The 21,577-nt window shown below is 68.8% G+C and carries 24 protein-coding genes and 1 tRNA gene; 12 read left to right on the forward strand and 13 right to left on the reverse strand.

What is annotated here, in order from left to right; genetic code table 11:
* The gene (locus DMB42_RS37800; RefSeq protein WP_125643322.1) at positions 1 to 1,395 is read right to left on the reverse strand and encodes a cytosine permease; all 1,395 of its coding nucleotides are present in this window, start codon (positions 1,393 to 1,395) and stop codon (positions 1 to 3) included.
* Between the two features lie 109 nt (positions 1,396 to 1,504).
* Between DMB42_RS37800 and DMB42_RS37805 the strand changes: the two genes are divergently transcribed.
* Positions 1,505 to 2,914, forward strand: coding sequence for an MFS transporter (locus tag DMB42_RS37805; protein WP_185845067.1), 1,410 nt, complete (start codon positions 1,505 to 1,507; stop codon positions 2,912 to 2,914).
* Here the strand turns inward: DMB42_RS37805 and DMB42_RS37810 are convergent.
* Complete coding sequence (locus tag DMB42_RS37810) at positions 2,911 to 3,792, reverse strand: cytochrome c oxidase assembly protein (protein WP_185845068.1); 882 nt, start codon at positions 3,790 to 3,792, stop codon at positions 2,911 to 2,913. The genes DMB42_RS37805 and DMB42_RS37810 overlap by 4 nt on opposite strands.
* A gap of 278 nt (positions 3,793 to 4,070) precedes the next feature.
* Between DMB42_RS37810 and DMB42_RS37815 the strand changes: the two genes are divergently transcribed.
* Together DMB42_RS37815 and DMB42_RS37820 are read left to right on the forward strand one after the other, a co-directional pair.
* Complete coding sequence (locus tag DMB42_RS37815) at positions 4,071 to 5,375, forward strand: cell wall metabolism sensor histidine kinase WalK (RefSeq protein WP_185845069.1); 1,305 nt, start codon at positions 4,071 to 4,073, stop codon at positions 5,373 to 5,375.
* An 82-nt stretch (positions 5,376 to 5,457) separates the two neighbouring features.
* Positions 5,458 to 5,811, forward strand: a complete 354-nt coding sequence (locus tag DMB42_RS37820) for a pyrophosphatase (protein ID WP_125643334.1) — start codon at positions 5,458 to 5,460, stop codon at positions 5,809 to 5,811.
* Positions 5,812 to 5,829: 18 nt separating this feature from the next.
* On the opposite strand, the gene DMB42_RS37825 is transcribed toward DMB42_RS37820, so the two are convergent.
* Complete coding sequence (locus DMB42_RS37825; protein ID WP_125643337.1) at positions 5,830 to 7,638, reverse strand: bifunctional UDP-sugar hydrolase/5'-nucleotidase; 1,809 nt, start codon at positions 7,636 to 7,638, stop codon at positions 5,830 to 5,832.
* Between the two features lie 107 nt (positions 7,639 to 7,745).
* Here DMB42_RS37825 and mshD point away from each other — a divergent pair, with 107 nt between their 5' ends.
* On the forward strand, positions 7,746 to 8,666 hold the full coding sequence (gene mshD, locus DMB42_RS37830; RefSeq protein ID WP_396984889.1) for a mycothiol synthase: 921 nt from the start codon (positions 7,746 to 7,748) through the stop codon (positions 8,664 to 8,666).
* A 2-nt stretch (positions 8,667 to 8,668) separates the two neighbouring features.
* Here the strand turns inward: mshD and DMB42_RS37835 are convergent, their stop codons facing one another.
* From DMB42_RS37835 to dcd, 3 genes are all read right to left on the reverse strand, one after another.
* Positions 8,669 to 9,673 (reverse strand): inorganic phosphate transporter, encoded by a 1,005-nt coding sequence (locus tag DMB42_RS37835; RefSeq protein WP_125643343.1) that lies wholly within the window; start codon positions 9,671 to 9,673, stop codon positions 8,669 to 8,671.
* A gap of 5 nt (positions 9,674 to 9,678) precedes the next feature.
* Positions 9,679 to 10,296 carry a DUF47 domain-containing protein gene (locus tag DMB42_RS37840; RefSeq protein ID WP_106243913.1) on the reverse strand — a complete coding sequence of 206 codons (618 nt, stop codon included), beginning with the start codon at positions 10,294 to 10,296 and terminating at the stop codon, positions 9,679 to 9,681.
* 236 nt (positions 10,297 to 10,532) lie between these two features.
* Entirely contained in the window at positions 10,533 to 11,108 is a 576-nt protein-coding gene (gene dcd / locus DMB42_RS37845; RefSeq protein WP_125643346.1) for a dCTP deaminase, read from the reverse strand.
* Between the two features lie 100 nt (positions 11,109 to 11,208).
* Between dcd and DMB42_RS37850 the strand changes: the two genes are divergently transcribed.
* Positions 11,209 to 11,282 (forward strand) — tRNA-Gly (locus tag DMB42_RS37850).
* A gap of 16 nt (positions 11,283 to 11,298) precedes the next feature.
* On the opposite strand, the gene DMB42_RS37855 is transcribed toward DMB42_RS37850, so the two are convergent.
* The 3 genes from DMB42_RS37855 to DMB42_RS37865 form a co-directional block, all read right to left on the reverse strand.
* Positions 11,299 to 11,613, reverse strand: coding sequence for a hypothetical protein (locus DMB42_RS37855; RefSeq protein ID WP_185845070.1), 315 nt, complete (start codon positions 11,611 to 11,613; stop codon positions 11,299 to 11,301).
* 204 nt (positions 11,614 to 11,817) lie between these two features.
* A complete protein-coding gene (locus tag DMB42_RS37860; protein WP_125643348.1) occupies positions 11,818 to 12,225 on the reverse strand; it encodes a hypothetical protein in 408 nt (135 codons plus the stop codon).
* Positions 12,226 to 12,325: 100 nt separating this feature from the next.
* Positions 12,326 to 12,649 (reverse strand): hypothetical protein, encoded by a 324-nt coding sequence (locus DMB42_RS37865; RefSeq protein ID WP_125643351.1) that lies wholly within the window; start codon positions 12,647 to 12,649, stop codon positions 12,326 to 12,328.
* A gap of 149 nt (positions 12,650 to 12,798) precedes the next feature.
* On the opposite strand from DMB42_RS37865, the gene DMB42_RS37870 reads away from it, so the two are divergent.
* On the forward strand, positions 12,799 to 13,191 hold the full coding sequence (locus tag DMB42_RS37870) for a hypothetical protein (RefSeq protein ID WP_125643354.1): 393 nt from the start codon (positions 12,799 to 12,801) through the stop codon (positions 13,189 to 13,191).
* Positions 13,192 to 13,918: 727 nt separating this feature from the next.
* On the opposite strand, the gene DMB42_RS37875 is transcribed toward DMB42_RS37870, so the two are convergent.
* The 3 genes from DMB42_RS37875 to DMB42_RS37885 form a co-directional block, all read right to left on the reverse strand.
* Entirely contained in the window at positions 13,919 to 14,797 is an 879-nt protein-coding gene (locus tag DMB42_RS37875; RefSeq protein WP_221762526.1) for a DUF1963 domain-containing protein, read from the reverse strand.
* A 737-nt stretch (positions 14,798 to 15,534) separates the two neighbouring features.
* Positions 15,535 to 16,116 (reverse strand): hypothetical protein, encoded by a 582-nt coding sequence (locus tag DMB42_RS37880; RefSeq protein WP_125643357.1) that lies wholly within the window; start codon positions 16,114 to 16,116, stop codon positions 15,535 to 15,537.
* Positions 16,113 to 16,628: an RNA polymerase sigma factor gene (locus DMB42_RS37885; RefSeq protein ID WP_260478181.1), complete on the reverse strand. Its 516-nt coding sequence runs from the start codon at positions 16,626 to 16,628 to the stop codon at positions 16,113 to 16,115. The genes DMB42_RS37880 and DMB42_RS37885 overlap by 4 nt, the downstream gene beginning before the upstream one ends.
* Positions 16,629 to 17,357: 729 nt before the next feature.
* Between DMB42_RS37885 and DMB42_RS37890 the strand changes: the two genes are divergently transcribed.
* The 4 genes from DMB42_RS37890 (at position 17,358) to DMB42_RS54435 (ending at position 19,409) form a co-directional block, all read left to right on the forward strand.
* Entirely contained in the window at positions 17,358 to 17,741 is a 384-nt protein-coding gene (locus DMB42_RS37890) for a hypothetical protein (protein WP_125643359.1), read from the forward strand.
* A complete protein-coding gene (locus tag DMB42_RS37895) occupies positions 17,738 to 17,944 on the forward strand; it encodes a hypothetical protein (RefSeq protein WP_125643362.1) in 207 nt (68 codons plus the stop codon). The genes DMB42_RS37890 and DMB42_RS37895 overlap by 4 nt, the downstream gene beginning before the upstream one ends.
* Positions 17,945 to 18,145: 201 nt before the next feature.
* Positions 18,146 to 18,949, forward strand: a complete 804-nt coding sequence (locus tag DMB42_RS37905; RefSeq protein WP_125643365.1) for an inositol monophosphatase family protein — start codon at positions 18,146 to 18,148, stop codon at positions 18,947 to 18,949.
* Positions 18,950 to 19,193: 244 nt separating this feature from the next.
* Positions 19,194 to 19,409 carry a hypothetical protein gene (locus tag DMB42_RS54435; protein WP_221762527.1) on the forward strand — a complete coding sequence of 72 codons (216 nt, stop codon included), beginning with the start codon at positions 19,194 to 19,196 and terminating at the stop codon, positions 19,407 to 19,409.
* A gap of 51 nt (positions 19,410 to 19,460) precedes the next feature.
* Here DMB42_RS54435 and DMB42_RS37915 read toward each other — a convergent pair whose 3' ends face one another.
* Positions 19,461 to 20,213 carry an NAD(P)H-binding protein gene (locus DMB42_RS37915; RefSeq protein ID WP_185845072.1) on the reverse strand — a complete coding sequence of 251 codons (753 nt, stop codon included), beginning with the start codon at positions 20,211 to 20,213 and terminating at the stop codon, positions 19,461 to 19,463.
* Between the two features lie 182 nt (positions 20,214 to 20,395).
* Here DMB42_RS37915 and DMB42_RS37920 point away from each other — a divergent pair, with 182 nt between their 5' ends.
* Positions 20,396 to 21,286 (forward strand): maleylpyruvate isomerase N-terminal domain-containing protein, encoded by an 891-nt coding sequence (locus DMB42_RS37920; RefSeq protein ID WP_125643371.1) that lies wholly within the window; start codon positions 20,396 to 20,398, stop codon positions 21,284 to 21,286.
* Positions 21,287 to 21,337: 51 nt separating this feature from the next.
* Positions 21,338 to 21,565: a hypothetical protein gene (locus DMB42_RS37925; protein WP_125643373.1), complete on the forward strand. Its 228-nt coding sequence runs from the start codon at positions 21,338 to 21,340 to the stop codon at positions 21,563 to 21,565.
* Positions 21,566 to 21,577 lie beyond the last annotated feature (12 nt).

A 21,577-nucleotide genomic window follows, 5' to 3' on the forward strand; every position in this document is an offset into this window, starting at 1 on the left:
TCAGCGGCGTCGCAGGGTGAGCACGAAGTAGAGCAGCCCGGCCAGCACCAGCGCGATGACCACGCCGATGTTGGCCGCGCCGAACGTGCTGCCGCGCAGTTCGTCGCTCATCAGGAATCCGACGACCGCCGCGATGTGCTCGTCCGCGGACGTGATCAGGCCGATGCCCGTGACCGAGGCCACGACCAGCGAGACCAGGCCGGCCCAGTTGACGGCGGGCGCTCCCGGGCGCAGCAGCCGCTCGTCGTAGGCCCGGCCGCCGTCGCGCAGCCGCCACATGTCGACCAGGAAGATCGCCACCCAGGCGGCCATCACCACGCCGATGATCGCCAGGAACGCCTGGAAGGTGCCGAAGAAGTTGTCCGAGACGAACAGCAGGTAGTAGCCGCCGAGCACCATGAGAGCCCCGTCGATCAGCACCGCGTAGTGCCGCCTGACCGGCACGCCGAGCGCCAGCATCGACAACCCCGACGAGTAGATGTCCATGATCGCTCCGGCCAGGAAACCGCCGATGACGGTCAGCAGGTACGGCAGCAGGAACCAGGTCGGCAGCGCCGCCGCCAGCGCGCCCACCGGGTCACCGCCCGCCGCCTCGCCCAGCTTGGGGTCACCGCCGGCCAGCAGCACGCCGAAGACCAGCAGCACCATCGGCGGCAGCGCGCCGCCCAGCATCGTCCACAGGGCCACGGACCTGGGCCGGGAGGCGGCGGGCAGGTATCGGGAGTAGTCGGCGCCGCAGTTGACCCAGCCCAGGCCGAGCAGGGTCATGGCCAGGATGACGCCGCCCACCCAGCCGCCGGGCCCCGCCGTCGTCTCCAGCGCGCCGCCGAGCTTGGGGGCCATGAGGATCACGTAGACGACGGTCAGCACGACGAACGCGTACGTCAGGTAGCGCTGGACGGCCATGATCATGGCGTGGCCGTACACGCCGACGGCGATCACGACCAGCGCCGAGACGGCGAAGCAGGCCGCGGTGGCGGTCGTGCCGGGGATCCCGGGCGCCACGCGCCGCAGCACGGCCGCGCCGCTCTGCGCGGAGAGCGTGACGAGCACGATCTCCCATCCCACGTTCGAGACGTACGACAACACCGCGGGCAGCTTGTTGCCCTGGTAGCCGAAGGGCGCCCGGCCCAGCGTCATCGTCGGCACGCCGGACCGGCTGCCCGCGACGGCGACCAGGCCGACCAGCAGGAACGACAGTGCGTACCCGAGGGTCCCGGTCACGATGGCGGGGACGACGCCCAGGCCGAGCCCGACCACGTACACACCGAACGCCACGCCGAACAGGGAGAGGTTCGCCCCCGCCCAGGGCCAGAACAGGCCGGAAGGTCTTCCGTGCCGCTCGCTCTCGGGTACGGCGTTGATGCCGTTGCGCTCCACGGCCATCGTGTCCATGATCGCTCCTTCGCGGGGGGCCGGCAAAGAAATCATTGTCCGCCACGGACGATATTTCCCAGCCTGCGGGGAATCATGATCGCGGCCCCTGTCCCGCAGAGAGGTCGCGATGCAGGCATCCGGTTCCGACACGCGCCGGCGGGCACTGGGTGTGTGCCTGGTGGCGGCGTTCATGTCGGGCCTGGACGTGAGCATCGTCAACGTGGCCCTGCCCTCGATCCGCGAGGGCCTGCACGCCTCCGACGCCGGACTGCAGTGGACGTTGTCGGGCTACGCGCTCACGTTCGGCCTGCTGCTGGTCCCGGCGGGCCGGATGGGCGACGCCCGGAGCCGCCGGGCGCTGTTCATGTGGGGTGTGGTGGCGTTCACGGCGTCCAGCGCGGCCTGCGGGTTCGCCTGGAGCATGCCGGTGCTGATCACGGCCAGGCTGGTGCAGGGCATGGCCGCCGGGATGCTGAACCCGCAGGTGTCCGGCCTGATCCAGCAGATGTTCCTGGGCCACGAACGAGGACGGGCCTTCGGCGCGCTCGGGGCGACCATCGGCGTGTCCACCGCCGCCGGGCCGCTGATCGGCGGCGCGCTGGTCACCGGGTTCGGGGCCGAGCAGGGCTGGCGGTGGGTGTTCCTGGTGAACGTGCCGATCGGGATCGTGCTGCTGCCGCTGGCCTGGAAACTGCTGCCCGGGCCCGCCCCTGGGCTCGCGCGGAGCGGGCGGCGGGAGAGCATGGACCCGGTCGGCGTGCTGCTGCTCGGGGTGGGCGTGGCGGGCCTGCTGCTGCCGTTCATCCAGCAGCACCAGTGGAAGGGCGAGGCCAAGTGGCTGCTCCTGCCGGCCTCGCTCGCCGTGCTGGCCGGGTTCGTGCTCTGGGAGCGGCGGTACCGCAGGGAGCCGCTGGTGAACCTGTCGTTGTTCGCCAAGCGCTCCTACAGCGTCGGGTCGGCCATCGCCCTGTTCTACTTCGCCGGCTTCACCGGGATCTTCTTCATCTTCACCCTCTACCTCCAGAGCGGTGAGGGCTACAGCCCGCTGCTGGCCGGTCTGTCGATCACGCCGTTCGCGCTCGGGTCGGCCGGGTCGTCGGTGGTCGGCGGCCGGCTCGTCGGTCGGGCGGGCAGGAAGGTGGTCACTGTGGGGCTCGGGACGGTGATCGCGGGACTGCTGGCGACCATGGCGGCGACCCTGCTGGTGCCGGGGCCCGGCGTGGGCGCGGCGACCGCCCTGCCGCTGCTGGTGGCGGGCATCGGCAGCGGGCTGGTGATCTCGCCCAACCAGGCGATCACGTTGTCGGAGGTGCCGCCCGAGGGCGGCGGCAGCGCGGCCGGGGTGCTGCAGACCGGGCAGCGGCTCGGCTCGGCGATCGGCATCGCGGCGGCGGGCTCGACGTTCTTCGGCGCGCTGCCGCAGGGGTGGCCGACGGCCTTCCGGCACGGCCTGCTGGTGGTGCTGGCGTTCGTGCTGGTAGCCCTGGTGGCCGCCCTCTACGACCTCCTCCGCTCGCGCACCGCCGCCCCTGGCTAGAGGTCGGCCGGGTCCGGGTGGTCCAGTTCGTCGCCGTACTCGAAGGGGGTGAGCGGGCCCGACGTCCTCGGGGGCTCACGGTCCAGTACGGCGACCCGCCCGGCGGGCTCGGGCACGCCCGGCACCCGGACGGTGAGGCCGGGGGCGAGCAGTTCCACGTCGGCCGCCTCCGGGTCGCGCCGCCGCCAGGTGACGGCCAGGGCCAGGGCGAGCAGCAGCCCGCACACGTCGCCGCCGTAACACATGATCTCCACCGCGCCCCTGAGCTGGCCGGCCGGCACCGGCGGGTCCGTACGGGCGGCGTACATGAGCTGCGACAGGCCCGCGTGCGCGGCGACCGCCACCGCCAGCACGGCCACCCGCACGGGCACCGGCGGGCGGCGCGGCGCGGGGTCGGGACCGGCGACGACCCAGGCGAACAGGTAACCGGTCAGCAGGACGTACGCGTGCGCGAGCGGCACGGGGACGAACCCGTACAGGGGGGTGCAGTACAGGGCCGCCGTGCCGCCCGCGCTGAGCGCCAGGGCCGTCCACGGGTTGGCCAGCAGGTGCACGGCAGTGCCGCGGAGCGCCCAGGTCACGCGGCGCGCGTACGCGACCGGCAGCGAGCGCAGCAGCAGCGTCACCGGCGCGCCCATCACCAGGGCCAGGGGCGCGAGCATGCCGATCAGCAGGTGTTGCAGCGTCTGGCCGCGCAGGTCGGTCGTGGCCAGCGAGGCGACGGGATCGGTGAGCGCCACGGTCAGCAGCACGCCGCCGCCGGCGAAGCTCGCGGTACGCCACCGGCTCCACGCCGTCCGCGTGGCCAGCACCGCGTACGTGATCAGCACGACGAGCGCCGGCGCGGCCCAGGACTCGCTCAGGTGGTGGTGCGGCACAGCTCGATCACCTTGCCCATGTGTTGCGGCGGCCACCCACGCCCGGCCGGCGCGCGCGGCGGGGCGGTCCGCCGTCGCGCTCCGGCGCCTCGCACGTGATCAACTATTCGACCGCACACCGGGGTCGCCCGCCGGGAACACGCCTCTTTGCGGGCCGCTTGCCGAATCTCGATCCGGCATTTGCCCAGTTCGAATCCTTATGGGTAGGTCTCTGGGGGATGGCGAAAAGGCTCTTTCCCCGCTCGATACGTGGGCGCCTGACCACTCTCGCGACATTGGTGGCGGCAGTGGTCCTGGCCGTCACGGCCACGCTCACGCTCACGCTCGGGCCGGACAACCTGCACGGTCTTGTCGAGACCCGGGTGGAGCTGGCCGTACGCAGGGTGGCCAGCGAGGCGCGGGCCGGGCAGCTCTCCCCCACGCTTGAGGCCCCGGCCCGGGTGCAGCTCCTTCAGGTGGTCTCCGCCGACGGCCGCGTCATCGCCAGCAGCCCCGGGCTGCGCGGCCAGCGCCTGACGGGCATCCAGGTGGACAAGCCGGAGACGATCTACAGCACCGAGAGCACGCTCACCGGCCTCAGGGACGAGAAGGAGGCCCAGTACCTGATCATGGCGATCCAGGTGCACACCCCCAGCGGGGAGCTGGTCACGGTGTACGGCGCCTCCTCGCTCAGCGACGTCAACCGGGCACTGTCCTGGCTGAACGCCATGGTGTTCCTGGGCACCCCCATGGTCCTGGTGATCGTCGCCGGCATCACCTGGGTCGTGGTCGCCTCCGCGCTGCGCCCGGTCGAACGCATCCGCGCCGAACTCGCCGAGATCACCGGCCGCGACCTCAGCCGGCGTGTCTCCGTCTCCGACACCGGCGACGAGATCACCGACCTGGCCGCCACCACCAACCACACCCTCGACCGGCTCGAGCGCTCCGCCGAGACCCAGCGCCGTTTCGTCGCCGACGCCTCCCACGAGCTGCGCAGCCCCATCTCCGCCCTGCGCACGCAGCTTGAGGTCGCCAACTCCTACCCCGACGAGACCGACTGGCCGGCCACCGGCGCCCGCGCCCTGGCCGCCGCCGAACGCCTCACCGGCATCATCGACGAGCTCCTCATGCTGGCCCGCCTGGACGCCGGCGCCATCCCCGACCGCCGCATCGTCGACCTGTGCCGCCTGGCCGAGGCTGGGGTACGCCGCCGCGCGGGCGGCAAGATCCCCATCGTCCTGGACACGTGTGGCCGCGCCCTGGTCCTCGGCTCCCCGGTCCAGCTCGACCGCCTGCTGACCAACCTGCTCGACAACGCCACCCGCCACGCGGCCAGCCGGATCGACCTGCGGATCTGGGTGGAGGGCGACCACGTCTACATCTCGGTCACCGACGACGGCGACGGCATCCCGCCCGAGGACCGCGAGCGCGTCTTCGAGCGTTTCACCCGTCTGGAGGCGGCCCGCAGGAAGGAGAAGGGCGGCAGCGGGCTCGGGCTGCCCCTGTCCCGCGAGATCTGCGCCTCCCACGGCGGCACCCTCAAGGTCGCCGACCACAGCCCGGGCGCCCGCCTGATCGCCCGCCTGCCGCTGCACCGCGCCTAGAGCCGCCCGGGGGCCCTCGGGCGGGCACCTAGACTCGCCTGATGGACGCCTGGACCCACCCGCCTGTCCCTAGACTCGCCTGATGGATCTGCGCCGGCTCGGCCATGACGTCCAGCGTGTCTCCGACCGCTACGCGGGGCGGCTCGGGATCGTCCGCGACGACGCCTGGTACCTGCTCAAGCTCCAGGAGGAGGTCGGCGAGCTGACCCAGGCGTACCTCATGCGCGCCGGACAGGCGCGGACCAGGGGGCTGACCCCGGAGGAGATCGAGGCGGGCTTCCGCGCGGAGCTGGCCGACGTGCTGTGCCACGTGCTGCTGATGGCCCGCCACCACGGCGTGGACCTGGAGGCGGAGGTCACGCGCAAGTGGCTGACGCGGCTGCCGGGCGAGCCGGAGGCCCCGGCGGGCGGGGCCCCCGGCTCGGGGATCACTTGACGAAGGTGATCTCGGGGATCACTTGACGAAGGTGATGCGGTCGGCCGCCGACGGGGTGATCGGCGAGCGCGCGGTCAGGTACGCCGTGAACGCGTCCAGGTCGATGGCCCCGCTCCAGGTGTCCGTGCTCTGCGTGAACACCGAGAAGCCGTCGCCGCCGCCCATCAGGAAGTTGTTCGCGGCGATCTTGATCGACTGGGTGTCCGTGACCGGCGTGCCGTTGAGCTTGATGCCCGACACCCGCGACCCCACCGGCTTGGTGGTGTCGAAGGTGTAGGTCAGCGAGGACGACACCTGCAACATCCGGTGGTTGATCGCGCCCGTCGCCGGGTTGGGCGTCCAGACCTGCTGCTCCAGCAGCGCCTTGAGCTGCGCCCCCGTGTACGTCCGCACCTGCACGAGGTTGCTGAACGGCTGGACGGCGAACGCCTCGCCGTAGGTCACGACGCCGTCGCCCTCCGACCCCGACTGCGTGTACGTCAGCGAGGTGCGGATGCCGCCCGGGTTCATCAGCGCGATCTCGGCCCCGGCCGCCTTGGCCGATTCGAGCTGCGAGTCGGCGATGAGGTCGCCGAGCGGCGTCTCCGGCTTGGTGGTCGCGGCCGAGGTGTTGCTGACGACGTTGCTGATGTCGCCGGTGATCGTGCCGATCTTGCGGTTGGCCACCTCGGCGCTGCGCGTCCGCCACGTCTGGACCTGCGCCTCGACCTGCGGGTCGGGCGTGACCGTACGGGCGACGACCTTGTTGTCGGCGGTGACCGAGGAGCGGATCACGTCCTTGGTGCGCTTGTCGACCCGCAGGTCGATCTGGGTCAGCACGCGGCCGAACGACGACCCCTGCGTGTAGAGGCGGTCCTGGCCGGCCGGGTCCTTGGTCTTGCAGATGTACGCCTGGTGCGAGTGGCCGCTGATGACCAGGTCGATCTGCGGGTTCAGCTCCCTGGCGATGCGCGAGCCGGCGTTGGCGGTGTTCACCGAGCAGGCGTCCGGGCTCTGGTTCGGGGTGATCGAGTCGCCCTCGTGCATCAGGACGACCTGCGCCTTGACGCCCCTGCGCGCCAGGTAGGCCGAGGCCCGGTTCGCCGCGGCGACCTCCTCGGTGAACTGCAGGCCCTTGATGCCCTCGGCGGTCACGATGGTCGGCGTGGTCGCCGTCACCAGGCCGATGAAGCCCACCTGGACGCCGTTGATCTTCTTGACGTAGAACGGCGGCAGCGCGTACTGGTCGGTGCCCTCCTTGACGACGTTGGCCGCGAGGAAGTCGAAGTCCGTGCCCTTCCACTGCCCGGCGGGCGAGCAGCCGTCCACCGGGTGGCAACCGCCGTTCATGAGGCGCCGCAGCTCGGCGTACCCCTCGTCGAACTCGTGGTTGCCGGCCGCGGTCGCGTTGAGGCCGAGCGAGCCGAGCACCTCCAGCGTGGGCTCGTCGTGGTAGGCGGCCGAGATCAGCGGGGACGCGCCGATCAGGTCGCCCGCGGCCACGACCAGCGTGTTCTCGGTACGCGCCTGCTTGACGTACGTCGCCAGGTACGACACGCCGCCGGCGATCGAGTACTTGCCGCCGGCGAGCCCGGTCAGCGAGCCGTCGGCGTCGACCAGGGGGCCGTCCGGGTCGAGGATGCGGCTGGAGGAGCCCGACGGCGGTTCGAGGTTGCCGTGCAGGTCGTTGATGCTGAGCAGGCGGACCGGGACGGTCGGCCCGCCGTGTCCGTGGCCGTTGCCGGCGGAGCCGCTGGTCGCGGCGACCGCGGGCGCCACGGCCAGGGCGATCCCGGCCGCGGTCGCGACGCCGGCCGTGCACAGCCGGAGGAGGGTGCGTGACGTCATGACAGGGACGTTACGACGTCTCCCTATGCAACGAATGTCTCAAAGGTAACGATTGACCGGGACAGCCAATGGCATTGTTCGCCATTGGTACGCCTAGAGTTCGTCCTGTGGGTGCGCACGTGAAGATCAGTGAACGGCTCGACGACGTAGAGGTCACCCAGGTGCTCGGCATCGTCGAAGCGGCGACCGAGGCGGACGGCGTCCGCCCGCTCAACGAGCACGTGATGCTCCATCTCCGCTACGGCGGCGATCCCCGGGCCCGCTCGTTGCTGCTGCACGCGGCCGACGGCACGCCCGTGGGCTACGCGCACGTCGATCCCACCGACGAGGTCGAGGGCCCGAGCGCGGAACTGGTCATCCATCCGGCCCACCGGCGGCAGGGCCACGGGACGCGGCTGCTGCGGGCCGTACTCGAACTGGCCGGCGGCCGGGTGCGGTTGTGGGCGCACGGCGACCACGCGGGCGCCGGCGCGCTGGCCGCGTCGTTCGGCTTCGAACGCGTGCGCTCGCTCTGGCAGATGCGCCGCTCGCTGTTCGCCCCGCTTCCTCCCTACACGCTCCCGGACGGCGTGCGGCTGCGCACGTTCGTCCCGGGGCAGGACGAGGACGCCTGGCTCAAAGTCAACGCCGCCGCCTTCGCCCACCACCCCGAACAGGGCGCGTGGACGCGCGACGACCTGATCCGGCGCGAGCGGGAGCCCTGGTTCGACCCCGAGGGCTTCTTCCTGGCCGTACGCGGCGACCGGCTCGCCGGCTTCCACTGGACCAAGATCCACGGCTCGTCCGAGCACGGGCACGAGCCGCTCGGCGAGGTCTACGTCGTGGGCGTCGACCCCTCCCAGCAGGGCACCGGCCTGGGCCGGGCGCTCACCCTGGCCGGCCTGAACCACCTGCGCGCGCGTGGCCTCGCCCAGGCGATGCTCTACGTGGACGAGGCCAACACGGCGGCGATCAGGCTGTACGAGTCCCTGGGCTTCGCCCGCTGGGACGTGGACGTGATGTACGCGGGCGGGCAGCCCACGCCGTAGCCCTACTCCACGATGGCGTGGAGGAGCAGGTAGGCCAGCGACGCCACGAGGGCCGCCGCCGGGATGGTGAGCACCCAGGCGGTCACGATGTTGCCGGCGACGCCCCACCGCACGGCGCTCAGCCGCTTGGTCGCGCCGACGCCCATGATCGCCGTGGTGATGGTGTGGGTGGTGGAGATCGGCGCGCCGAACCCGATCGCGGCACCGTACAGGACGGTGGCCGCGGCCGACTCGGCGGCGAACCCCTGGGGCGGGTCGAGCGCGATGATCCGCCGGCCGAGCGTGCGCATGATGCGCCACCCACCGGCGTACGTGCCGAGCGAGATCGCGCCGGCGGCGGAGAGGATGACCCACTGGGGGATGCCCTCGCCGGGGCTGGCGTACCCGCCGACCGTCAGCGCCAGGAAGATGACGCCCATCGTCTTCTGCGCGTCCTGCAGGCCGTGCCCGAGCGCCATGGCGGCGGCCGAGACGGTCTGCGCGTAGCGGAACCCGCGGTTGGTCCTGCCCGGCTGGCTGTTGCGGAAGATCCAGTAAATTGCGATCATGATCAACGCGGCGAGGCTGAAGCCGATCAACGGCGACAGGATCATCGGGATGACGACCTTCTCGATCACGCCGTCCCAGTGCACCACGCTGGCCGAGGCCAGCGCGGAACCCACCAGGCCGCCGATGAGCGCGTGACTGGAGGAGGAGGGCAACCCGAAGTACCAGGTGATCAGGTTCCAGGCGATCGCGCCGATGAGCGCCGCGGCCACGACGACCAGGCCGTGCGGACCGTTGGGAGCGTCGATGATCCCTTTGCCGACCGTCTGAGCGACCTGGGTGCCCAGGTGGGCGCCGATGAAGTTCATCGCCGCGGCCATGAACAGCGCGGCCCTGGGGGTGAGCGCCCGGGTCGAGACGGAGGTCGCGATGGCGTTCGCCGCGTCGTGGAACCCGTTGGTGTAGTCGAAGACCAGAGAGATGACGACCACGCCGATGACGAGGGCGAGCGTGAGGTCCACTGGGCCTAGCTTTCCTTGACCGCGATCGACTCGACGGTGTTGGCCACGTGCTCGAAGGCGTCGGCCGCCTCTTCGAGGGCGTCGACGACCTCCTTCATCTTCATGACGGTGAGCGCGTCGTACTCACCGCTGAACAGCTTGGCCAGCAACCTGCGATAGACCTGGTCACCCTGGTTCTCCAGGCGGTTGACCTCGATCCAGTACTCGTTGAGGTTCTTCATGGAACGCAGCCGCGGCATCGCCTCGGCGGTCAGCTCGGCGGCACGTTCCAGGACCTCGACCTGCCGGACCACGTCTTTGGGGAGGTGGTCGATCTGGTAGAGGACGATGAGGTCGGAGGCGGCCTCCATGGCGTCCATCACGTCGTCGAGGTTGGAGGCGAGGCGGTAGATGTCCTCACGGTCGAACGGGGTGATGAAGCTCTCGTTGAGCCGGTTCATGATCGCATGGGTGCGTTCGTCACCGGCGTGCTCGCAGGCGCGCATCTTCTCGGCCAGGGCTTCCCTGTCCGATCCGTCACTGATGATCTCGACCAGCAGACGGGATGCCGTGACCAGGTTGTTCGCGGAGTCTGCGAACAGGTCGTAGTAGCTGTCCTCACGTGGCGTGAGACGCAGGCGCACGTCGTTCTCCAGATGTGCGGGGATGGTCCGTGGAAGAGGGTACGGGTTACCAGGCGAAATGCGAACTTCATGTTCCCTTCGCCTTCTGGCTACCCTGCGTATGTTGTGCGACACCGGGATACGGAGTAGTTTGGCCGCTTTTTGCAGGGAAATCCGACCCCTGACATGGCCTGATGGCGGGTGCGTTGAGGGTCGATCCCGCCAAGGCGTTTTCTAAATGTTCACCTGTTGTTCACTCAAATCTTCGTCCGGTGGAAGTTCCTGAACGACCGGGACGGAGTGGGCCCCCGCTGACCCTGATACCGGGACTCGTACTTGGCCGACCCGTACGGATGCTCGGCGGGCGAGCTGAGCCGGAACACGCACAACTGCCCGATCTTCATCCCCGGCCACAACTTGATGGGCAACGTCGCCACGTTGGACAGCTCAAGCGTGACGTGCCCGCTGAAACCCGGATCGATGAAGCCGGCGGTCGAGTGCGTCAGCAGCCCGAGCCGTCCGAGCGAGCTCTTCCCCTCCAGCCGCGAGGCCAGATCGTCGGGAAGCGTGATCACCTCATAGGTGGACGCCAGCACGAACTCACCCGGATGCAGGATGAACGGCTCGTCACCGGCCGGCTCGACCATCCGCGTGAGATCCGGCTGCTCCACGGCGGGGTCGATGTGGGGGTACTTGTGGTTCTCGAAGACACGGAAGTAGCGGTCGAGCCGTACGTCGATGCTGGACGGCTGGATCATGTCCTGGTGGAAGGGGTCGAGGGCGAGCCGGCCGGAGTCGATCTCAGCAAGGATGTCACGGTCAGATAGCAACACGGTGAGCCAACTTACCGTCCCGGCCGGAAAAGGTGGGGCGTTGGGTTTGCTGTTGAGGGGCAAGTTTCCGCTACAGTGGGGGACGCGCACTTCGGTTCGTGCGGGTGTAGTTCAATGGCAGAACATCAGCTTCCCAAGCTGACAGCGCGGGTTCGATTCCCGTCACCCGCTCCACTCACGAAGGCCCAGGTCATGGATGACTTCCGACCCCGGGCCTTGATTGTTTTCTGAGACGTTTCTCACCTGCATGCCAGTTCAGTTGATCTTGCCTTTGGCGAGAGGGCCGCCGTCGAGTGGAACGGAAGCGGCTGGAAGCGGTTCGGCCGCCGGCGACATTGCCCCGCATCCCGGCGGCGTTGATCTCCGCCTCGATGCCCGCGGTCGTCTCGTCCCGGTCGGCCACGTCCTGACCGTGACGTTCGGCGGCATCCCGCTTGACCTGCACATCGGCCTTGAACTCGATCAGCCGCTTCTGATCGTCGGTGGCCGGGTACGGCTCGAACACGGGCTGTGTGGGAAGACCTGGTCGAAGCCGATCGAGCTCGGGCCCTGGATGGCCATGGTGATTCACTCCTCTCGAGAGAGACCGATGTTCGGTCGTCCACTTGTCCGACTGGGCCGAGAGGAGCTCCTTCAACTTGCCGCACAAGTGATTGAGCTGGGCGTGCGGGAGAAGTTTCAGCTCACCCGGCAGGCAGCCTCGACTGGATCAGTGACAGCGAAGGTCCAGGCCCGCGTCTGTGCTGTCGGACAGTTCCACGATCACAGCTTGGCCGCCGTGGGCGGTGGGTTTCGACGCCTGCTGAGCCCGCATCGTGACGTAGGGCCGATCTCCGTCGATTCCCACGATTTTCGCCCGGTCGTAGTAGTTCTTGAGCTCGGGGATGCTCAGGCCCGTCTCAAGCGTGAAGCGGGCGAGGTAGTCACAGTGGTTGCCGTTGCCGCGAAGCGCGACGGATCCTTCGCCCTGGCCGACCCACTCGGTCTTGGGCGGCAGGGGGTGACGCTCGAACCGGCTGATCATGCCCGCCAGCTTCCCGTCATTGACCCATATAGGGATCATGAAGAGGAGTACGAGTAGACCCAAGGCCATCACCGGCGACAGGAGGGCGACCAAGAGACAACCCCCCTTCCGACTGCGCCAGAACGACTTCTTCCTGGGGGGGTCTTCACTGACGACAGCAGGAATGTCTTGCACGGCACCATCCGAAGTCGGCCTATGTCACGGGATAGACATCCTGCAACTCATGAAGAACACCTGGCAACGCCGCTTCCAGCACCATCAGCACGGCTCCCGCCGCATCGTGCGCCGTGGCCAGGACGCCGGCCGGCCTTGGGCTTGGGCGGACCGAGAGCTGGCGCTCACCAATGCAGCGCTCCACATAGGCCAGACGCACGCGAACCATGCCTGCGTCGATGTCGGGATCCGCTCGGGTCACTGCGGCGATCTCGCCCGATCGCAGGCTCGCGAACGGGGCCAAGAGCACGAAGGCCCTGAACCGCCGATCACGCGTACAGTCGGCCTGATCGGTGTCGATCATCGCCACAGCGCCCGCTCGGCTTCTGCCCGCGTCAGGAACATTGGTGCGAGGGTCTTGACCGCGAAGGTCTTCCGGGCGGGCTTGTTTGATGCGGGACCGTGAAGCGGTCGTGTCCAATCCAGGACAGACCGGGATCAACACTTCTTGCCATGGAGCCGGAACGTACTGAATCCAGAGGTGGTTCGGCGCTGCTGGTCTTAGGAGTCGTGTGGGTGCTGGGCACCCTGGTGCTTGGATGGCTGGGTTTCACGTACAGCTTCGCCCTGATGGGAGCCAAACCGGCGAATGAGGACCTGGGCCAGGTGCTCATCTACCTGGCGCTCGGACTCGGAGGCGGAGCACCCGTCGTGGGTCTGATGACTGCCTGGGTGCTGAACAACAAGGGCGGCACCTGGTTCTACGGGCTCGTCGTACTCGGCATGGTGATCTTCGTCATCTTCGCCATGTATCAATACAAGAGCCGCAGCAACCATGTGTGGCAGGAAGATCCGCCGGTCTGCACAGCACCCCCAGAACGGGCGCATGGAGTGCCCGGATGCTAGGAAATGGGATGGGCGTCCTCTAGCTCGTGCTTGTCTGCCGGGAGCAAGACCTCCACAACCGTCCGAGGCCGGCCGGAAGCGTCGCCGACCGCACCACGTTTCTGCAGGACCCCTGAACGGCCCCCACGCTCCCCTTTGAGCCCTCAGCCGGGAGGAAGACCCCCGAATGCCCGGCTACATCCCGAACGTGCGACTTCGGGCCTGGCGCAACGCAAAGCACCTTTCCCGCGTCCAGATGGCCGACCAGATCAACGCCACTCCCATCGGCATCGCCGAACACCTGGCCTGCGACGAGGAGCGCGTCCGACGCTGGGGGCCGGCGAAGTCCGATGACCCGCACGCCGTACCGGCTCGCCCTGACACAACTGACCGGCCTGGAACCGAAAGCACTCGGCTTCTCACCCACCAAACAGACCGGCAACCGCCTCACCGAGGCCCACGTCATCCCGGCCGACGCCCTACGAGCCGAAGCCGACCTGTACGGCACATGGAACTCGCCCAGCAACTCCAGGCATCCGACGTCGGAACCGGCACGTTGGGAGCCCTCGCCGAGGCCGTCGATCTGTTGTGCCGCGCCTATCCCGTTGTCCCCACAGGCACGTTACGGGACCGCACACGAAAGCGCTTGGCACAGATCAACCACCTGCTTGCCGGACGCCTCACTTTGGACCAGCATCGCGAATTGCTCGTGATCACGGGATGGCTCACTGCGCCATGCGTACCAAATTCATGATCCTTGGCTGAGGGAGTCCACAGGGCGCTCGGGGCATTCCAGGCAGACGAACATGTAGAGCGATCCAGCGTCCTGGATCATGAGATCGGTGGGGTTCTGCACTTCCGGAGGGGCGTGTGGGGTGAGCAGTGGACGGTCTTCGACGGGAGCCCAACGTTTGCTGCTCTCGATGTCGAGTTCCCAGCTCGCAATGGTCAGCAGGTGTGCCATCTCGTGGCCTCTGCCGCACTCGAACTGCACCGGATCCTGGATCCAGTCCACCCAGCCTCCAACCTTGCTCCCTGGAGCAGCTGAGAGATGCGAGAAGTAACTCCAGCCGTCAGGGTTCGAGGCATCCTTTTCCCATGCCCAGATCCGAGCCCTGAGCTCAGGGGGAAGTTCCCAACCATCCGGGTACTCCTCCACCCGCTCCGGCGACAGGACGCAAGCCGTAGGGAGATACGAGTCGTCGCTGTCAGGATCTGGCTCGGGGGCCTTGATGAGCAAACTCCCGATCTCTTCCGCCTTCCGCCAGCGCACGATCGCATGAGGCTGAAAGTACGGCTCGTGATCGAGCGGGCACCACAACACTTGGAGGGTGTCGGTGCCATCAGGGAAGGGCAGTTCGGGAACATCTCGAGCGGAAAGCTGCATGACGGGGACCAGCGGAAGTGGATCCCGGCCTTCCGAGGGATCATGAGACAGCGGATCAGGACAGGCTGGCCAAGCCTCATCCGCAGGCCACAACAACGGCCCGCCCATGGAGCTGTCCGTGATGGCTGGCTTTCCCGGACGCGGATGCAGCCGAACCGTGGTCCGGCGCTGGCCGGCCAGTTCAGGAAAGACAGCTGCTACATCGAACGGCGCCGAGGGCGTCGTCAACCCCATGCTCACCACTCCGATCACAACAGACGAGTCGTAGTGGCACACCGTAGAGCAGAGGGCCGACAGAACGAATCCCTGTTCGCAGCTGTGATCGTCGTACCGTTAGCCGGGGTACAAGGAGTCAACCACGGTCACTCAGGACTGGCCCCAGCCCCAGGCGAACGCCCCTGACAAGCCGAGATCCCGGCAATTCCCGAGCTGGCAGCGCGGGTTCGATTCCCGTTCCCCTTCCAAGGGCGAGAAGCCAGGTCAAGGGTTGGTCCTCGACCTGGCTTTGAGCGCTTCTACGGCTTCTTCGATCTTCCGGGCCCGGTGGTCCTCGTGGAAAGTGCCCCCTGCGGGGCAACAGGTCTCGTGGGACCGCGCAGGATCGGACCACAACGGTGTTGCGGTGTGACGGAGATCATGGAAGGGAGATCCGCCGCTCTCGGCGTACGTCTCCATGCGCTCGCGGAAGTCCGGTGGGCGGATCATGCCGCGTCCCGGGTGTGCGGCAAATTCGCCCCGCTGCGTGCCGCGAGCAGGATCGGTGTGTGACTTGAGGACGGCGGTCACCCGCCCCACGCCATTGCCCCGGCGTCTCTGGATGTGAGCCGTCCATGGTGGGTGCGCGGAAGCCACTCATCGAGCTGAGCTGAGCTGGGCCGGACAACCTCGGGACAGGGGCTGGGTGCTCATCCGTCGAAGCCGGCGGCGCGGCGCCGCACACGGGTGTCCGTCAGGGGCGAGCCTTGGGCAGGCTCACGTCAGTTTCGGCTGCCGCCGTTCCACGTCGGGTCTTCGATCGTGACGCAGGGCCCGACCTGGCCAGTGATCATGGATGCCGTCAGCCGCCACAACACCTCCTGCTTACGCGTCTCGGCGGTCTCCTCTTCCGTGCCGGCGAACTCCAGCACCAGTGTCTGGTCCTTGCCGATGTGCCGGGGATTGATGTCGAGGCCGCCGTCGCGCATGCGGGCCGCCGCGTCTGGGCCCGGTCCCATGGCCGTCACCGCGCCCACCGTCTTCCCCCGGCCGGTCTTGCACTCCTTGCCGGACGGGAGGTAGCTGATGTCGGCCGTGACGCCTGCCGCGCGCAGGTCCTGCTCCAGCTGGTCGGCGTCCTTGAACTCGTTGATCTCCACTCGCACTGTGCCGTCGGTGTTCTTGCTCACGGCGTACGCGGGGGTCTCCGTCCCCGTCAGCATGGGGACGGCGAACGCGGCCGCCGCGGCGAGGAGGCCCACCACGCCTCCCGCGTACAGTCGGCGGGTGACGCGGCGGTGGCGCTCTGCGCGGCCCGCTATCTCGGCCTTGAGTTCCATCAGCAGTTGCTCCTCGAATGTCATCCTGATGCTCCACTCATGACGAAGGGCAGGTTCCGCAGTGTCCGGCGGGCGCGGTGCAGGCGTACCTTGGCGGCGCTCTGCCGGATTCCGAGGGCGAGCGCTGCCTCCGTGACTGTGAGCTGGTCGATCACGACCAGCTCCAGTACGGCGCGCTCCCCCTTCGGCAACTCGGCCATGGCCTCGAACACCTGCCTGGCGTGCCGCTCCGCGTCGATGCGCTCCTCGAGCCTGGCGACGTCGTCGGTGGCGAGCGAGCGTCGTCCGCTCACCCGGTCCGTCAGCTGGTACTGCTTGTACGCCCTCCGCCGCTCGGCGGAGATCGTCTTGCGTGCCACGCCGTAGAGCCAGGCGATCTCGGAGCCCAGCTCGGCTCGGTAGGTGTGGGCCGAGTCGAGCACTGCCACGAACACCTCGGCCACCAGGTCGGCGACCGTGTGCGGGTCGTCCACGCGGCGGGCGAGGAATCGGGTGACCGCATCGACGTTCCGCCGATAGAAGGCCTCGAAGGCCACAGGATCTGTGGCTATCTCCGCCTGTTTACGACGCACCGGTCATGCTCCCTTCATCGATTCGCCCCTGCTTGGTGAGAACCGACAAAAGGGTTACATTCGCAGGTCAGCCCCTTCGCGACCGACCGGGTTCCTACGAGTCAGCGTGCGCGGCTCGGGGGACAGGTTCAGTTGCTCGAGAGTGACGGGACGCCGTCGACGTCCCGCATGAGGAAGCAGAAGGCGGGCCGGCCATCGTGTGAGCCGATGAGGAGCAGCCGGTCGATCTTCCCGGCGAGAGGTCGTCTCCACGTGGCCTCCAGAGAGGACCGCGTAGTGGTACCCGGGACACTGCGGCTTCCGTGTTGTCAGCGGCGTCCCCATCGGGCGAGAGCACGAACGATCGTCGGGATGTCCTCCCGCCGCGCACGTACGAGCGCCACAGAACCGAGCACCAGCCAGGGCAGAACCGGGATCAGGACAGCGAAGGGCAGGGACACGACAGAGCCACCTCTCGGCATCGGTGTCTGTCGCTGGAGCCTGCAACGCATCATGCACGGCGACCGCGCACCCACAAAACAGAATCCAGCGTCCAGAACGGTGAGCCGAGGATCACACGTGGCCTCGCTCCCCGTCAACCGTCCAGGTGAACGACCAGAACGCCGGATCATGATGTGGAGAAGTCGTGCGAATGGTGTGAGGGTGTGTCGGCGGACCTGGTCCGCGGCACGCCCACGACCACAGACTTCGTCCATGCGTCCCGCGACGAAGAAGCCCCGCCAGGCCAGATGGACGGTCACCATGGCATCGGCCGGATGGCTGGTGCTGACCGTCGTGTCCTGCCTGTGGTTGCCGTTGTTCCAGGCGATCTGGTGGTTCAGCATGCCGGCGATCGCGGCGGCCTGGGCATGGGCCGTTCTCTGGTCCTTCGCCGCGGTGATGACCTACCTGTCGCTCAAGCGGTACGTACGTTCCTTCGTCACGCTGACGATCGCGGTGCTCCTGGGGGTGGTCATCTTCAGGATTGACTGGCAGACCTCTACATCGACAGCCAGTTCTGGCTGCACCGGGACGAGTTCGCCGCTCTTGTCGCGGAGCACGAGAGCGGCCGGCCACTCACGGTGCCGTGGTGGATGAAGTACCTGTCGATGGACGGCCAGGTGCAGCAGCAGGGAGAGGTGCTCTACCTTCCGGTGTTCGAGGACTGGCGAGCGGAGACCGGCAGCGGGATCGCCCACCTGCCGGCCCCGCCGACCTCCCGGACGCTCGTCCAGACCGCGTCCGGCGACCTCGGCAGCCCCGTACGGGACCTGGGCGACGGCTGGTGGTGGGTGGGGTAGATCAGCCGGCGGGTGTCAGAGGTCGCGTTCCCGCTCGTCGAGGATGGCGAGCGCGATCGTGGCCGCGCCGGCCGCGCCGCCGGCTTCGATCGCCTCGTACAGGTCGCTGCATGGATGACGACCGGCAGGGTGGTCTCTCGTGGGTGGGAGTCGTCGTCGAGTATTGGTTCCACCCTGTACGCGAGAGCGGAGCCGACCTGCATGACCATCGACGTCCGAACACTTCTTCCCGTCGCCGAGCAAGCCGCGTCGATCGCCGGCGCGATCATCACGAGCAAGGCTCCGGGCGTCGTCACCGCCAAGGGCGACCGTGACATGGCCACGGAGGTGGATTTCGCCGTGGAACACGCCGTACGAGAGTTCCTGTCGCGCGAGACGCCCGAGATCGGCTTCCTCGGCGAGGAGGAGGGCACGAGCCGGGCGGGCGAAGGCTTGACGTGGGTGCTGGACCCCGTGGACGGCACGGCGAACTTCCTCCACGGCATCCCGTTGTGCGGAGTCTCGTTGGGCCTGGTCGACGGGGACACGTCCCTGCTCGGGGTCATCGGGCTGCCGTTCCTGAACCTCAGCTACTCGGCCGCTGAAGGTGCCGGTGCGAGGGCCAACGGATCGCACATCCAGGTGAGCGGCGCCCGAGACCTGCGGGACGCCATCGTCGCCCTCGGCGACTACGCGGTCGGCGAGAACGCGCCGGAACGCAACAGACCCCGATTCGCCCTGACGGAAGGACTGGCCGCCCGCGTCCAGCGTGTCCGGATGTTCGGCTCGGCCGCGATCGATCTCGCATGGGTGGCCGACGGCAGGATCGACGCCAACGTCATGCTCAGCAACAACCCATGGGACACCGCTGCGGGCGTCGTCATCGCCCGCGAGGCGGGAGCCGTGGTGGTCGATCTCGACGGCAGCCCGCACGACATGGCCTCCCAGGCGACGATCGCCGCCGGCCCCGAGCTGGTGACCGACCTCGTGGCAATCCTCGCGGAGGCACAGCAGGCTGCCGGGTAACTCCGCAAGGGGCAAGGGCGCCCGCGTACGACGACGGGAAGCTCATCCATGCGGCTCGTACACGACGGTTTCCCGGCTTGCTCGGCGACGCGGAATTTCTGCCGGGCAAAGCTACCCTGGGCGTATGGGTCATGCGAAGACGTCGTTCGTCTGTCTGCCTTGCCGCGCCTCGTACAAGCAGCCTTATCCACTCCCCGGGGACAAGGGCCGGACGTGCCCGCGGTGCGGCGAGTCGCTGATCCATGTGGGTTCCGCCTTCGCGGCCCCGCGCCGGCGGGACACCGCGGCGTGGCGGGTGCTCTCGCTGTTGCTGCACGCGGACGTCCGGTTCCACAAGAGTTGTTGCGGCGGACCCGGCTACCGTCCGCGCACGCTCAGTGCGGCCCGCGCCCGAATGGCACACGCCCGCGCCACCGGCGAACCGTTCGCCAAGGCTCTGGTACGCCGCGAGCTGCCCTGACCCCTGCCCGTTCGCTGAGCGATTCGCCGGGTACGCCGGCGGTGCGACCTGTCATGGCAGGACGTGGGAGAGCATCGTCTTGGCGGGGTGGCCCAGGAGGCGTTCCAGGTCCGGGGTCTGGCGTTCCAGGGCGCCGGTGCGGATCCGGGCGTTGAGCCAGGCCATCGGGCCGGGGGCGGCGTCCGGGACCTCGCGGTAGGGCACGCCCAGGGCCTCGGCCAGTTGCGGGTGGGTCCACAGCGGTCCGGTGAGGTCGTAGGAACGGCCCTCGTGGCCCTCGCCGGTCAGTACGTCAGCCGCCACCTCGGCCAGGTCGGACCGGAACGCGGTGTTCAGGCCACGCCCCCCGGTGCTCCCGGCCAGTACGCCGTCCGTGACCCTAGGGACGAACGCGTCGCTGTAGAAGGGGTGGCGCAGGACGGTGTACGGCAGGCCGCTGCGCATGAGGGCCTGCTCGGTGGCGTGGTGGGCCTCGGTCATGCCGGTGGCGACGGTGTCGGCGTCCAGGAAGCTGGTGTACGCGACGGCGCCCACGCCCACGTCCACGGCGGCGGCGATGGCGGCCAGGTGGTGGGCGGTCCTGCGGGCGGGGTCGAGCTCCGGGGAGGAGATCAGGAGCAGGCGGGCGGCGCCCTCGAAGGCCGTACGCAGGCTCGCCGGGTCGTCGTAGTCGCCCCGCCGCACCGGTACGCCTTCCGGGGCCCGCGCGGGATCGCGTACGGCGGCGACGACGTCCGCCCTGGTACGCAGCCGGTCGATGACGAGACGGCCGAGCGCGCCCGACGCGGCCGAGATTACGATCATGGATCTCCCTCTGAGGATGGGTGATCAAAGTGAACTGCCGGGCGTGACGGGACGCCACTGCTTTTCCACGGCATGCTCCGCACCCACGACAGCCCCGAAAGGGAGCATTCCTTGAGAAACCTGGCCAGATCACCCGGGTTACCGTGATCGTGACCCCACCCGCTGAGCGGAAGGGAGTGAACATGGCCGGGCACATCACGTACGACAAATGGGCGTCGGCGCGCGGCTCGCTCAAGGCGACCGGCGACCGGTTCGCGAAGCTGATCTCCATCGTCGACCCCCACACCATGGCGACCGGGGAATGGACCGTCGCCGAGACCGCCGCCCACGTCGGCATGATCGCCACGCTCTACACCTCCACAGTGCGTCCGGGCGAGGTGCCGTCGCCGTTCCCGGGGCTGGAGGAGGCGATTCTCGGCGCCAACGTGGACACGGTGAGCACGCTCAACGAGCTGGCGTTCGGGCACTCCGCCGAACGCGACCCGCTGGTCCTGGCCGACCGGCTGCGCGACGACATCCGGGAGATCCTGCGCGCCACCGCCGACGTCGACCCGGCGACGCCGGTCCCGTGGCTCGGCGACGCGCGGGTGCCCATCGCGGGCGTGCTGGCCCACCTGGTGAACGAGTTGCTGCTGCACGGCTGGGACGTCGCCCGCGCGACCCGTACCCCATGGGCGTTGCCCGCGCGGGACGCCGGCCTGTTCTTCGACCTGTTCCTCGTCGGGATGATCAGGAACGACTACGGAAGCCTGATGGACACCGGCTCGCCCGCGCCGCGCCGCCGGATCGCCGTCGGGTTCCACTCCGCGCACACCGCGCCGGCGGCGCTGGTGCTCGACCACGGGCGGGTGTCAGTGGCCGAGGTGGACGCGGGAGTGGACGCGCACGTGCGGTTCGACCCGGCGACACTGAACCTCCTGCTGTTCGGCCGCGTCTCCAGGACGCGCGCCGCGCTCACCGGCAAACTCGCCGTCTGGGGGCGCCGTCCGTGGTTGCTGCCGGCTTTCCTGCGGTTCGTACGCCTGCCCACGACGACCCGCCCACGCTCGCACGCCGAGTCCGTACGGGTGTGAAAAGCGAGGTTCGATCCCGAGTATCCCTCAAGGGGGCGCATACTGGAGGAGATGAAGCGAGCTAGCGGCGATTCTCGTCGTCACCTGCCCACAAGTCCCTTCAAGCCGCCGCCTCCGGCCCCACCCGCCGAGCGGTTCGACATGCACGACCGGGTGAGCCACGACCGTTACGGCCTCGGGGTCGTCATCGGGGTGGAGGACGATGTCGCCGTACTGGTCGACTTCGGTTCACGGCAGGAGCGGATCCCGACACCGTTCAACAAGCTGTACAAGCTCTGAGAGGCCGATGGG

The sequence above is a fragment of the Nonomuraea sp. WAC 01424 genome (assembly GCF_003947315.1).
GTDB lineage: Bacteria > Actinomycetota > Actinomycetes > Streptosporangiales > Streptosporangiaceae > Nonomuraea > Nonomuraea spiralis.

Coding starts and splice junctions, on each gene's coding strand:
- DMB42_RS37800 (WP_125643322.1), bottom strand. CDS start 1,395: ATGGACACGATGGCCGTGGAGCGCAACGGCATCAACGCCGTACCCGAG.
- DMB42_RS37805 (WP_185845067.1), top strand. CDS start 1,505: ATGCAGGCATCCGGTTCCGACACGCGCCGGCGGGCACTGGGTGTGTGC.
- DMB42_RS37820 (WP_125643334.1), top strand. CDS start 5,458: ATGGATCTGCGCCGGCTCGGCCATGACGTCCAGCGTGTCTCCGACCGC.
- DMB42_RS37825 (WP_125643337.1), bottom strand. CDS start 7,638: ATGACGTCACGCACCCTCCTCCGGCTGTGCACGGCCGGCGTCGCGACC.
- DMB42_RS37865 (WP_125643351.1), bottom strand. CDS start 12,649: ATGATCGACACCGATCAGGCCGACTGTACGCGTGATCGGCGGTTCAGG.
- DMB42_RS37870 (WP_125643354.1), top strand. CDS start 12,799: ATGGAGCCGGAACGTACTGAATCCAGAGGTGGTTCGGCGCTGCTGGTC.
- DMB42_RS37880 (WP_125643357.1), bottom strand. CDS start 16,116: ATGACATTCGAGGAGCAACTGCTGATGGAACTCAAGGCCGAGATAGCG.
- DMB42_RS37890 (WP_125643359.1), top strand. CDS start 17,358: ATGCGTCCCGCGACGAAGAAGCCCCGCCAGGCCAGATGGACGGTCACC.
- DMB42_RS37895 (WP_125643362.1), top strand. CDS start 17,738: ATGAAGTACCTGTCGATGGACGGCCAGGTGCAGCAGCAGGGAGAGGTG.
- DMB42_RS37905 (WP_125643365.1), top strand. CDS start 18,146: ATGACCATCGACGTCCGAACACTTCTTCCCGTCGCCGAGCAAGCCGCG.
- DMB42_RS37915 (WP_185845072.1), bottom strand. CDS start 20,213: ATGATCGTAATCTCGGCCGCGTCGGGCGCGCTCGGCCGTCTCGTCATC.
- DMB42_RS37920 (WP_125643371.1), top strand. CDS start 20,396: ATGGCCGGGCACATCACGTACGACAAATGGGCGTCGGCGCGCGGCTCG.
- DMB42_RS37925 (WP_125643373.1), top strand. CDS start 21,338: ATGAAGCGAGCTAGCGGCGATTCTCGTCGTCACCTGCCCACAAGTCCC.